The 12,277-nt window shown below is 58.2% G+C and carries 8 protein-coding genes; 5 read left to right on the forward strand and 3 right to left on the reverse strand.

Features of this window, described 5'->3' with window-relative positions:
* Positions 1–99 precede the first annotated feature (99 nt).
* The 3 genes from ETAA8_RS31645 to ETAA8_RS31655 all read right to left on the reverse strand — a co-directional run bounded on the left by ETAA8_RS31645 (position 100) and on the right by ETAA8_RS31655 (position 5,634).
* Entirely contained in the window at positions 100–2,031 is a 1,932-nt protein-coding gene (locus tag ETAA8_RS31645) for a serine/threonine-protein kinase (protein WP_145098589.1), read from the reverse strand.
* Positions 2,032–2,172: 141 nt separating this feature from the next.
* Positions 2,173–3,885 (reverse strand): alpha-keto acid decarboxylase family protein, encoded by a 1,713-nt coding sequence (locus tag ETAA8_RS31650; RefSeq protein ID WP_238397627.1) that lies wholly within the window; start codon positions 3,883–3,885, stop codon positions 2,173–2,175.
* A gap of 111 nt (positions 3,886–3,996) precedes the next feature.
* The gene (locus ETAA8_RS31655; protein WP_145098592.1) at positions 3,997–5,634 is read right to left on the reverse strand and encodes a CTP synthase; all 1,638 of its coding nucleotides are present in this window, start codon (positions 5,632–5,634) and stop codon (positions 3,997–3,999) included.
* Positions 5,635–5,891: 257 nt separating this feature from the next.
* Between ETAA8_RS31655 and ETAA8_RS31660 the strand changes: the two genes are divergently transcribed.
* From ETAA8_RS31660 to ETAA8_RS31680, 5 genes are all read left to right on the forward strand, one after another.
* A complete protein-coding gene (locus ETAA8_RS31660; protein WP_145098595.1) occupies positions 5,892–6,503 on the forward strand; it encodes a hypothetical protein in 612 nt (203 codons plus the stop codon).
* Between the two features lie 108 nt (positions 6,504–6,611).
* Positions 6,612–7,673: an OB-fold protein gene (locus tag ETAA8_RS31665; protein ID WP_145098598.1), complete on the forward strand. Its 1,062-nt coding sequence runs from the start codon at positions 6,612–6,614 to the stop codon at positions 7,671–7,673.
* A gap of 189 nt (positions 7,674–7,862) precedes the next feature.
* Positions 7,863–10,172, forward strand: coding sequence for a G8 domain-containing protein (locus ETAA8_RS31670; protein ID WP_145098601.1), 2,310 nt, complete (start codon positions 7,863–7,865; stop codon positions 10,170–10,172).
* 194 nt (positions 10,173–10,366) lie between these two features.
* A complete protein-coding gene (gene tnpA / locus ETAA8_RS31675; protein WP_145098604.1) occupies positions 10,367–10,819 on the forward strand; it encodes an IS200/IS605 family transposase in 453 nt (150 codons plus the stop codon).
* 358 nt (positions 10,820–11,177) lie between these two features.
* On the forward strand, positions 11,178–11,912 hold the full coding sequence (locus ETAA8_RS31680; RefSeq protein ID WP_145098607.1) for a peptidylprolyl isomerase: 735 nt from the start codon (positions 11,178–11,180) through the stop codon (positions 11,910–11,912).
* The last annotated feature ends 365 nt before the right edge of the window (positions 11,913–12,277 follow it).

Consider the following 12,277-nt stretch of genomic DNA (forward strand, 5'->3'; position numbering starts at 1 on the left):
GCGGGCAATCTCCAACGCAAAATGCAGCAGTTACTTCGCGAACCTTGAGTCTGGTTGGCTGGTCCCAGTTGGTCAAGTCAGCAACCAACGGAGCTGGGCTCATTTGTTGGAACTGGGGGGCGAGTTGTCCGAGGGCTTGCGCAGTTCCAAGACAAAAAAATCGGAAAACCAAGCGCTACCATCTTCGGTAATCAGCCGGAACTCGTGCTCGTCGCGACCTTCGCGGGCGAACGCAAAACCCACAATTTTATCGTCGACAAATGCGTACCAGCCATGCGTATGCCGCTCCAAGCTGAGCTCATGTTTGTTGTTGCGGGTCTTGTTCAGCTTCACCAGCGGGCTCAGGGGGTGCCAGCCTTGCTGGTCGCCGGTTTTCGTGCCGAGTTGTGAACCTTCGCGACTAACCCGCAGAACCACCCGACGATTCTCCTTCGACGCAGGTCGTCCCGAATCATCTTTGGGAGGAAAATCGAAATGCACTTCGATGGCCGAAGCATCATGCAATTCCACGACCATTTCCAAGCGATAATTCTGCAGCCCGCCGGGAGTCGCTTTAGCCAGATCTGAAAAATTGCGGACGACGGTCCCGTCACCCTCCAGCACTTCTTCGCCATCTTTGTTGCGCGCAGGAACCCAGAGACTCCCGAAGGGGCGCTTCCATTCTTGATAGCTGGAACCCTCAAACGATAACTCGCTGAACATGCCACCGGGAACCAGGTCTGGAGCACCAGGCAAGTTGAAATATCGTATTGCAGCAGCTCCGCTGGCTGCGAGCATAACAACGACAGCGATGGCCGCGTACCACCAGCGCCGGCTGAAGCGCGGGTGTGCGGCGGGAATCTCGAGCGTGGGGGAGTCGTGATCGACGGGCCGCACCGATTGCCGCGTGGTCCGGTTGGGATCGGGCTTGGAGGTGATGGGCACCGTCGAGATCTGCGTGCTCGCGAGGATGCGGCGCGAGCCCGTCAAACTTTGCTGGCCAATCAGTTCGTCGATCTCGTCGATCAGCGTGCCATAGTCCTGCGGCCGCTTTTTGGGATCGTATGCCATCAATCGATCGACGAGTTCGGCCGAAGTGGGCGAAATGTCGGGCCGCGTGGTGCGGAGCGATTCGGACTTGCCTTGCAACTTGAGCGAGAGGAGCCGCGTGAGTTCGATTCCCGAGAGCGGGGGCAGGCCAGAAAGCAAATGAAAGGCAGTGGCTCCGAGCGAATAAATATCCGCGCGAAAATCGACGGCTTCGCCGCTCAGTTGCTCGGGCGCCATGTAATGCGGGCTGCCGAGCGTGACATTCGTCGAGGTGAGTCGCGTCCGTTCATCGGCGGCTGTCGTTAACCAGGCCAAGCCGAAGTCTCCCAGCTTGGCCATGGGCACACCCGCGGGGAGCGGATAGCCGGCCGGCGGTTTGAGCAGCAAAATATTGGCGGGCTTCACATCGCGATGAACCACGCCCGCCTGCTGGGCATGCGACAACCCGGAAGCCGCTTGTCTCAAGATGTGCCACGCCGTCGATTCATCGAAGCAGCCGTTGCGCCGGATAAAGTGATCGGCATCTTCTCCTTCGACAACTTCCATCACGAAGTAGAGCCGACCTTCGTGCTTGCCAAAGTCGAACGCCGTGACGATGTGCGGATGAGCAAGCCGCGCGAGGACTTGGGCTTCGACTTCAAAGCGCTTCACCGCCACATCGCCGGACAATTGATGCAAGGGAACGAGTTTGATGGCCACATCGCGATCGAGGCTTAGTTGCCGAGCACGAAACACAACTCCCATCCCACCTTGGCCGATCACGCCGCGCACTTCGTAGCCCGGGACGATCTCGAACGGGCGGCACATCGTCTCGATAATATCCAGTTGCGTGGGCGTGATGAGAGCTTTTTGCAGCGCCAATTGAATCGGCGGAATGCCTTGTGAAGCCGATTGATCGCGGAGCATCGCGATGGTCGGCGCATTCAAAACAGAGAGTTCCTCGGCAACAGTGAGAAACTCACGCCGCTTCGGAATCGCGCTGCTCGAAGTGCCACTACTCATGCATTCATTCACGGGCTAACGAATTGTTTTTCGTTAGCGGCAGGCAACATGCGCAGGGCTACTAACTGCCACTCACCACGCATTTCCCAGAACTTAGCACACTGGCCCGCGAAAATGTAGACTCGAGCAGCGACCTGCTGCCTACTTCCCTTTCACTCGCTCGCTAAGCTTCACTGCCAACCGCACGAGCGCGTCACTTCCTTCGTTGCGGGGAATGTGGGCATGAATGAGGGTCATGGCGCTCCGATCTTCCCAGGCCTTGATGAGCGCTGCTTCGAACTCGCCTTCGGTGCGCACTTCGTACCCCGTGCCACCGCCCAGCAAGTTGGGGAGTTGGCTGTACTTCCAGGGATGAACGTTGTTGTATTCCCATTCCCCCTCGTGCAAAAACCGTTCGGTGCCATAGCCTTCATTATCGAGCACGATAATCAGCGGGCTAAGATGCCGGCGAACGATGGTCGAGAGTTCCATTCCCGTCATTTGAAAGGCACCGTCGCCAACGATGACGACGACTCGACTCTCGGGCCGCGCGGTCAGCGCGCCGAGTGCTGCGGGAACCGAGAACCCCATCGAGGTGTAATAGGCTGGGCTGATGAACTCGGTCTTGGCGTGAATGGTCAGTTCGGTCGCCGCGAAGAGCGAGTTCCCAATGTCGGCAATGACGATCGACTTGTCGTCGAGTTGTTCATCCAGGCGGCTAATCAATCGGCGCGTGGTCAGCGGCGCTTGAGGATCGAGCACAAAGGGTTTGCGCTCGGCGCGAATGTCGGCGGGAATTGCCCGCACGGGAGGCTCTGGTTTGCGCGCGGCGAGGCGATCGAGGAATTCCTTTAAACCGACGCCATGATAGTGATGATGGCGAATCCGCAGTGTTTCGCTCGTCGCATAAATGCACTTGGCCGGATCGAGATTGGCCGTGAAGATTCCCAGGTTCAAGTCGGTCATAAACGCGCCAAGCAGCAGCACGCAGTCGCTCTCTTCGACGAGCTTGGTAACTTCGGCTCGCCCCATCGCCCCTTCATACAAGCCGATGTAGAGCGGGTGCTTTTCGGGAATCACACTCTTGCCCAGCAGCGTGGCCGCCATGGGGACTTTCATTTGCTCGGCCAAGGCAACCACTTCGTCCTGCAAATTGAAGCGATGGATCTCGACCCCGGCGATCAAGACCGGCCGTTGCGCTTTGGTGAGCAGATTCGCCGCTTCTTCCGCAGCCTCGTCCGCAGCCTGCGGATCTTGATCGGAGCGGGCCCGATGATAGGCGTGCGAAATGTGCGGCACGACATCGACCATGTCGCGGGGAATCTCGATGTAGCCCGGGCGTTTGTAACGGGCCATGGCATCGAGCACGCGGTCGATTTCGCGAAACGCGACCACCGGGTCGGTTAATTCTGCGCAGGCGACACATAGTTTTTCGAATACTTCAATCTGGGTTCGGAAGTCGCGCACCTTGTGATGCAGCAGTGGATTATTCACCCGTTCTGCGAGGCCGGGGGAACCGCTGATGACAAGCACCGGCGACTTTTCGGCATAGGCCCCGGCAATGGAATTGCAAACGCTCAAGCCGCCCACACAGTAGGTAACGCAGACTGCTCCCATGCCATGCACGCGGGCATAAGCGTCGGCCGCAAATCCGGCACAGTCCTCGCGAGTGCAGCCCACAATATTAATGGGGCTTTTTTCGAGCATGCCGTAGAAGGTCAGGATGTAATCGCCGGGAATGCCGAAGACATCGTCGATTTTATACTGCCGCATGCGGGCAATTAGGTACTCGCCAATCGACATCCCGCGCGGGGGCGGGTCGTGTTGGCTGGAACCGTGTTGTCCTCCTGGCGGCGTCGCGTGCAGTTGCGTCATGGTGCGTATTCTCCTCGCCTGGCTTTCGAGTGATCCATCGCCAGTGCATTATACGCGCGCAGTGAACCCGGGGCGCGGGTCAGATAGGTCGTGACCGTGGCAGGTGCGAAGTTACGACGCACTCACTTCGGCCATTCGTTCGGCCCGTTGCGAACGGCGCTGGATGGCGGCGTTCACAAAACCCGCGAAGAGCGGATGAGCCTGAATCGGCTTCGATTTGAACTCGGGATGGAACTGCACGGCCAGGAACCATGGGTGGTCGGGAATCTCGACGATTTCGACCAGTTTGCCGTCGGGACTGGTGCCGGTGACATTCAGGCCGTGCGCCGCGAACTGCTGCCGGTAGGCGTTGTTGAATTCGTACCGGTGACGATGGCGTTCCTGCACCTGCTCGCTGCCGTAGCACTCGCGGGCATGACTGCCGTCGGTAAGTGCGGCCGGATGAGTGCCCAACCGCATTGTGCCACCCATGTCGACGATATTCTTCTGGTCGTCGAGCAGGCAGATGACCGGATGATGCGTGTCTTTGCTGAACTCGGTCGAGTGAGCGCCGTCGAGCTTGGCCACGTGCCGGGCGAACTCAATCACCGCGCATTGCATGCCGAGGCAGATGCCAAAGAACGGAATGCCCCGCTCGCGAGCAAACTTGATCGCTTCGATCTTCCCTTCAATGCCACGCTCGCCGAAGCCACCGGGAACGAGAATGCCGTCGTAACCTTGCAGCAGGGCAGCTGCTCCTTCGCGCTCGATGTCTTCGCTTTGAATGCGACCGACGCGAATCTGCGCGTGATGGCTCATCCCGGCGTGATCGATCGATTCGTAGATCGACTTGTAAGCGTCCTTGTGCTCGGCATATTTGCCCACCACAGCAATACTGATTTCGTGCTTGGGATTCCGCAGCACGTGCAACAAGTTGCGCCAGTCGTCGAGCACCAGGTTGCCCGCGGGCAGATGCAGCCGCTTAACAATGAACTTATCGAGACCGTTTTCGACCAGGCTCAGCGGCACTTCGTAGATCGAAAAATCCTTGTCCTTCTCTTCGATGACCGCTTCGATCGGCACATTGCAGAACAGGGCGATCTTTTCGCGGTCTTCCCGCTCAATCGTCCGCTCAGTGCGGCAAATGAGAATATCGGGCTGAATACCAATCTGCCGCAGCAGACCCACCGAATATTGCGTCGGCTTGGTTTTCAGTTCGCCAGCTGCCTTCAAGTAGGGGACCAGCGTCAGGTGAATGTAGAGGCAGTTCTCTTTGCCCACTTCGAGGGCGAACTGGCGAATCGCCTCCATGAAGGGCTGGCTTTCGATATCGCCGACCGTGCCACCGATTTCGGTAATCACGACGTCGACATCGGGCGTAGCCAGCTTCGAAATGCAGCTCTTGATTTCGTTGGTAATGTGCGGAATCACCTGGACGGTCTTGCCCAGAAACTCGCCGCGTCGTTCCTTGTTGATCACCGAGAGGTAAATCTGGCCGGTCGTATAATTCGAATCGCGCGTGAGCGGGCCGTTGGTGAACCGCTCGTAGTGCCCCAGGTCGAGATCGGTCTCGCTGCCGTCATCTAGCACGTAAACTTCGCCGTGCTGATAGGGGCTCATGGTTCCGGGATCGACGTTGATATAGGGATCGAGCTTTTGCATCCGCACGCGCAGGCCGCGACGTTCGAGCAGCATGCCGATCGATGCACTGGTCAGCCCTTTTCCCAAAGAACTCACCACGCCGCCGGTCACAAAAATATGCTTGGTCATTTGCAGCGAATTCCCTGCCGAAAGATACCGCCCACGAACCGTTTCTGAAGTCACCCACGCCTGGCCGCCTGCCAAGCTTGCATCTTACCAAATTCCCCCCGCCGACTTACAGGTGGCAGCTGGCCGCTCAGCGCGAGAACTCCCGCACCGAAACTTTCTTGACGCTGCGAGGATGCCTCTCCACAATCGGAACTCTCCTCCGCGATAAATTTCGACTTACGTTGCTCGCAAGTACGATCAACAACAAGGATCAACCAGTGTCTCTGACCTGTAACGTGCATCGACGGTCCGTCAAATGCCACTTGAGGGCGACTCTGACGCTGGTCGCTCTCCTGGTCGCGGTCGGCTGCGGCAAAACTCCTGCGCCCGTTGCATCAAAGCCGAATGTGACTCCGCCAGCGCCGACTACGATGCCCGCTCCTCCACCACCGGCCGTGACGAACGCACCCGCAACACCTTCGCCGACATTCATGCCCCCTAACGTGCCGGCGGCGCCCCAGCCAATCGCCAGCACGCCGGTTAATAAGCCGCCGTATACCATCGAGCCCATCGTCGTGGGCGAAGCGGTCTCCGCGGACGAAGCGTTTCAAAAGTTTGTCGCCCACTATGGCCAGAACCGCGTGATTCGGCTCGTGTTGCAATTCGCCGATGGCGACGCGCCGCCACAAACGGGCGATTGGCTGAAGGCCAGCTTAAGGCAACTCACGCCGCCGGGCATTCCGCAATCGGTACACGTCAGCCGGCAAGGTGCAAGAGCGACGGCCATTGTTGGGCCGGCTCGTCCACTTGCTTCGCTGCATGGCTCGTTCAAGTGGAATGCGAATGCGGTGCTCGATTATCCCAGCCGAACCGTAACGGTTCCGATGTAGGTCGCCGATATTCCGCCGCCTGCAGGAAGCGCCGAAGAATCGCAGCAAATCGCGGCCCTCGTCGAAACGTTGCAAACGTCGACCGACTATGCTGCTCGGCAAAAGACGATGGACCAGCTGAGCCAGTTTCGCAGTCCAGCGGGTGCCGCGGCCTACTTCGAACTGGGGCGCAACGCCCTGGACGAAGGCAAAACTACCGGCGGACTGATGGACTACGATTCCCGATTCAAACGTCACGGCCCGGCTGCGGAGCAAACGTTTCTCACCTGGCTCGCCACCGCGCCCGAAGACAACAAAGCGGGCGATCTGAAGGCAGCCATGATCGGCATGCAATTGAAAGAAATCGGCGGCGAAGCGGCTCTCGTCGAACTCGCTAAGCTGACATCGTCGGCCCATCCCAACGTGGCGAAAACGGCCCAAGAAATCAGCGACGAGATTCAACGGAAGATCGATCAAGAGAAAAAGAACGAAGCTCAGGCCCGCGCCGATGACGAAACGACGCCCACGCCCATTTCGCCCGACGTCAAGCTGGCCGTGATGGCCCGCACACTCGACGATGAATTTCGCCATGATCCGGAAGGGACGCGCAAAAAGTACAACGGCCAACTAATCGAGGTCGTGGGCGACCTCTCCTCAATTCGCTACACATTTCAAGGCAAGACCAGCTACACCTTGATGACCAATGCGGGTCCGATGAGCATGAGTTTTCTTTGCTATGGTACGCAGGCCCTTCACTCCAAGCAGTTCGTTCCTGGTCAGCGCGTCGTGATCAAGGGCCGCGCCGATCTCGAAGGAATGTTGTCTCTTAAAGAAGCGCAGATCATCGACGCCAAAGGCCCCGAGCCAATTGAAGTCACCAGCGAAGCACTCGTGCAAGAATTCGCCGACCCCGAGAAGATCGCAGCTGCTTCCAAAAAGTACGCTGGCCGCTGGTTGCTCGTCACCGGCAAGATCAAAGAACTGCAAGGGAACAACAATCACGCGTCGCTCGTTACCGGCGTCGACAGGGAAGTGCAGCTTTCCCTAATCGAAATTCCCGAGGCCCAACAAAAAGCACTTCAAGTGGGTCAGACCATCGTCTTCCTCGGCCGCTTCGACAAGTACGATCCCTATCAAGTCGAAGTCGAACTCGACAATTGCGTGCTCGTCGCCAGACCGGCAGGACCGTAAACACTCGACCTTTGCCATTCGTGGGAATGACAAATGGTTTGGTAATTCTGCTCGGGGAGAATTTTCTGGGCAGTGAAGAGTCGCTTCCACTACAATCGCGGCGACCTTCCTGTCTGCCCGCTCGGCTGGCAATCATCGGCCCGCCTAGTGTCCCCACCTTTCCCCGGATGACTCAGTAGGGAGCAATCCATGTTGCGGTCTGTCTCGCTTGTCAACGCCTGTTTCTTGTGTCTCGCGACACTGCTTACCGCTCACGCGGCGGAAATCCCGGTCATTCAATCGGCCGGTTCCGGCAATTGGTCGGCACCCGCTTCCTGGAAGGGAGGCAAGGTTCCCGGCGGAAACGTGAAGGTGCAAATCCTCCCCGGGCATATCGTCACCTATGACGTCGACGCAGCTGACGACCTGGTGATTCGCTCGGTTCACATTGCGGGCACGCTGCGGTTCGATCCGGCGAAAAAGACGCGGCTTAATGTCGGGCTAATTAAGGTCCAAGATAGCGACGATACCGACGAAGAAGGCTTCGATTGCGAAGGGCACGTCGCCGAACCCGAACCGGGCAAGGCTCGCCCCGCGCTCCTCGTCGGCACTCCCGACGAGCCGATTGCCACCAACGGCCGCGCATTGATTCGCCTGACGATGGTCGATGGGCTGAATAAAGAATCGTGCCCGGCGATTGTCTGCTGCGGCGGTCAGATGGATTTTCATGGTCTGCCGATGAACCGCACCTGGGTCAAACTGGGTGCCACTGCCGCCAAAGGCGACCTGCAAATCACACTCGCCGAGCCCGTCACGGGTTGGCGTGTGGGCGATCAACTCATTCTGACGCCAACGCAGAACGACTACGGCGACGATCCGGTCACCGAGAAGCGAGTCATCACCGCGATCGACGGCAACGTCATTAAGTTCGCTGAGGCACTCGAGCACAAGCACTTGGGCGAAGGGGACAATCGCGGCGAAGTCGGCAACCTCAGTCGCAATGTGGTGGTCGAGTCAGCTGATCCCGCCGGCGAACGTGGCCACACCATGTATCACCGCTACTCGAAGGGAAGCATCAGCTATGCAGAGTTTCGCCACCTGGGCAAAAAGAACGTCTTGGGCCGCTATGCGTTGCACTTCCACCTGATTGGCAACACGATGCGCGGCAGTTCCGTGATTGGTGCTTCGATCTGGGACAGCCACAACCGCTGGCTGACGATTCACGGCACCAACTACCTGGTCGTGCGCGATAACGTCGGTTTCGGCAGCGTTGGGCATGGCTTCTTTTTGGAGGATGGGACCGAAATCTTCAACGTCCTCGACCGCAACCTGGCCGTGGGCGCTGTCGCGGGCAAGCGACTGCCGAAGCAGGTTCTGCAGTTCGACCAAAACGAAGGGGCCGGTTTCTGGTGGGCCAACAGTCTCAATTCGTTCACCCGTAACGTCGCAGCTGGCAACGATCTCTACGGCTATCGTTACGAAGCCACGGCTTCGCGCTCGTCAAAGCTGGATTTGCCTGTAATGCAACCCGATGGGAGCGAGAAGGTCGTCGACATTCGCACCTTGCCGTTCGTTCGATTCGAAGACAACGAAGTCCACAGCAACAGCGGTTTGTACGGTATCAACCTGGGCGAAGGGGTCAACTTTGTCGGGCCCGATGCTCGTCACCCGTTCATTGTGCGCAACACCAAAATCTGGGACGTCCACTATGGCTTCCGCCCGCAAGTGCCGTCGCTGCTGGTCGAGAACATGACGATTCAGTCGCACTACGGCGTCTATCACCCCAACTTCGATCGCCACGTCTATCGCGACCTCACGATTCGCTCGACCAACACCGAGCCGTTCAATCGGGGCCACGATGATGCCAGCCGTCAGCACGGCATTGTGACTGTCGATGGCCTGACGTTCGACAACATGCGTTCGGGGGGCATGCCGCTGATTCAAATCTCTGACCACAACGTGACCGGCAATGCCGTTTCGCACTTTCGCCGAGTCAGCACGACGAACTGGAAAGACAATTCGCGTACGCGGGCACTGGTCAATCTCGGTGGCGGTCCGCGCCCTGTGCCGAGCACCGAAAAGGGGGTGCCGATCTATTTGCACGATCATTACGGCCCCGGTCGCCACGCGATGGTCGTCAGCACTCGTTCGCCCGAGTACAAGGCCGCGCCCGATTCGTTCCGCAAAGAGCCGCCACTCACGGGTGACGAGTCCGCGGTGAAGGAAGTCTCGAACATGGAGTTTCCCAAGGTCCTCGACCCGGTCGATGATCTGCCGCCGGCCACCGTCATTACGCATGTTGCCAGGAAGGACGGCAAGTTGCTCGTCCGCGGCACCTGCAGCGACAACGGCGAAGTGAAGCAGGTTGTGGTTAACGGCCAACAGGCCAAGGCCACGTCGGCCAATTTCGGCGAATGGGAAGTTTCACTCGCTGCTGCGAAGGACACGAAGCTCGCCGCCCACGCCATCGACGCTGCTGGCAATCAAGAAAAACTGACGCACGAAGTGGCCGTGCCGTAGTTTGGCAGTCCTTCGTATATATCAACTCGCACAACGGGCGCTATTGCAGGCTAGCGCTCGTATGTTAGCGTTTGCGTACTTTGTTCTTCGCACCGAAGGTGCTTAACAATTTAGCCCGGCCCACCGGGCCGGGTCAGAGAGTCGTGTGAAACTTACGCCCTGAAAGGGCACCCACACTTGCGATAGGTGAGACGATGCCACAGTCGTTCGTCAAAAACTACATTCACCTCATCTACAGCACCAAGTACCGAGAACGACGAATCAAGCCTCAGTTCGAGTCTCAACTCTGGGCGTACCAAGCCGGAATATTCAAAGCCTGGGATAGTCCGGCAATTGCCGTTGGCGGCGTGGAGGACCACGTGCACGCGCTGTTCATGCTTTCGAAGAATGAAAAGTTGACCAAAGTCATTGAGGAAGTGAAGAAGGCGAGCTCGAAGTGGATGAAATCGGATGGGCCGCGTGATCGCGCGTTTTACTGGCAAACTGGTTATGCCGCATTCTCGGTTAGTCAGTCCAATGTGGACGAAGTGAACCACTACATCGAGACGCAACGTTCACACCACGAGAAGTTGTCGTTTCAGGATGAACTCCGCGCAATCTGTGCCAAACATCACATTGAGTTGGATGAACGGTACGCCTGGGACTAAGCAGTCCCTTGTTGCGCCCTTTCAGGGCTAATCGCCTCATGCCTCTGCCTACCCGGCCCGTTGGGCCGGGCTAGGCTGTGAGGCACCTTCGGTGCAAAAAGCGAGTTAGTTGCTTCAACTGCCACCCTAACGGAGTTGTGCCAATTTCGCATTCTTTATCAAACGCCTTGCGGGCCCGTTAACGCCTGGGGCAACTGGTGCTGGCATTGGCTTCTTGGGTTCGCGGGTTCGCTTACCCCAAAAACCGACATTGCCAAAAATGGGCAGGGCGGAGATGATTGCCGCCACTAGAAAACGCGCGGGTTCGCTGATTGGCGAATCGAGCGCGATGCAAACCGCCGGGCAGGAGGCCGCTAGCATGCAGTCGAATTCTTTGAACCGTTCTCTTTCCGGGCTGCGATTAAGCATAAGTCTGCTCGCTAGCTTGATTTTGGCGCTCGTTTCGACCGGCTGTGGCGGCAGCAAACCGGCAGTCCCTGCGGCCAGCATTGAAGCGGCGCAGACCGCGGCCGTGCCAACGACCGAAGTTTCGAACACCAGCGCTTTCCCCGAGAAAGCACCCGTGCAGAAGCTGCCCGTGGCCGACCCGATTGTGCTCATTCACACGTCGCTGGGCGATATCAAGCTGCAACTGTTCATTCAGAAAGCTCCGCAGACAGTAGATAACTTCCTGCGTAACTATGTGAATCGCAACTTCTACGACCAGACGATTTTCCACCACGTCGACAAAGGCTCGCTGCTGGCAGCGGGTGGCTATTCGCCAGATTTGCAACCGAAACCGACGCGGGCTCCGGTTTTTAATGAAGCCGCCAACGGCCTGAAGAACAAGCGCGGCACGATTTCGCTCGCCCGCGACCCGGGTGTTGCCCACAGCGGCACGTCGCAGTTCTTCGTGAACGTGGCCGACAACGAAGGGCTCGATTACGTGGGCGATACCAGCGATGCCGACTTCGGCTACTGCGTGTTTGGTCAGGTGATCGAAGGACAAGACGTGATCGACAAGATCGCGCAAACGCCAGTCGCCGCGCAAGGCGATTTTCCTGCCATGCCCCAGCAAGCAGTTGTCATTCAAAGCATTCACCAGCTGAAATAGATCTGGCAAGCCATCACTTAAAAACAATCCGGGCAATGACTTAAGGCTTGGCCAGCTGCCAGTCCTTGCGATGCCGGCCGGCGATGTATAATAGCTGGCAACGAATTCTCCCTAACTTTGCCCGCAGTTGGCAGCGGTCTCGTGACCAATCTTAACTGCGGGAACTCGGTGATTACCTGTCGCGCCGCACGCGCGGGTTAATAACTGCGGGTTGACTATCGCACCAGGCTGAACGACACAAGTCCCTCCTTCGTCGTCAGCAATTCTTAACTGCCTCACCGCCCGGAAGTGATTCGCCGTGAGCTTGTGCTCCGGCCTCTACTCGCACCTTCCCCGCTGAAGTGTGAGCCGCCATTTTTGGGAGC

The sequence above is a fragment of the Anatilimnocola aggregata genome, assembly GCF_007747655.1.
Lineage (GTDB): Bacteria > Planctomycetota > Planctomycetia > Pirellulales > Pirellulaceae > Anatilimnocola > Anatilimnocola aggregata.

Excerpts from the sequence above, each read along its gene's own strand:
- tnpA (WP_145098604.1), top strand. The coding sequence starts at position 10,367 with ATGCCACAGTCGTTCGTCAAAAACTACATTCACCTCATCTACAGCACC.
- ETAA8_RS31680 (WP_145098607.1), top strand. The coding sequence starts at position 11,178 with ATGCAGTCGAATTCTTTGAACCGTTCTCTTTCCGGGCTGCGATTAAGC.
- ETAA8_RS31665 (WP_145098598.1), top strand. The coding sequence starts at position 6,612 with ATGGACCAGCTGAGCCAGTTTCGCAGTCCAGCGGGTGCCGCGGCCTAC.
- ETAA8_RS31655 (WP_145098592.1), bottom strand. The coding sequence starts at position 5,634 with ATGACCAAGCATATTTTTGTGACCGGCGGCGTGGTGAGTTCTTTGGGA.
- ETAA8_RS31670 (WP_145098601.1), top strand. The coding sequence starts at position 7,863 with ATGTTGCGGTCTGTCTCGCTTGTCAACGCCTGTTTCTTGTGTCTCGCG.
- ETAA8_RS31650 (WP_238397627.1), bottom strand. The coding sequence starts at position 3,885 with ATGACGCAACTGCACGCGACGCCGCCAGGAGGACAACACGGTTCCAGC.
- ETAA8_RS31645 (WP_145098589.1), bottom strand. The coding sequence starts at position 2,031 with ATGAGTAGTGGCACTTCGAGCAGCGCGATTCCGAAGCGGCGTGAGTTT.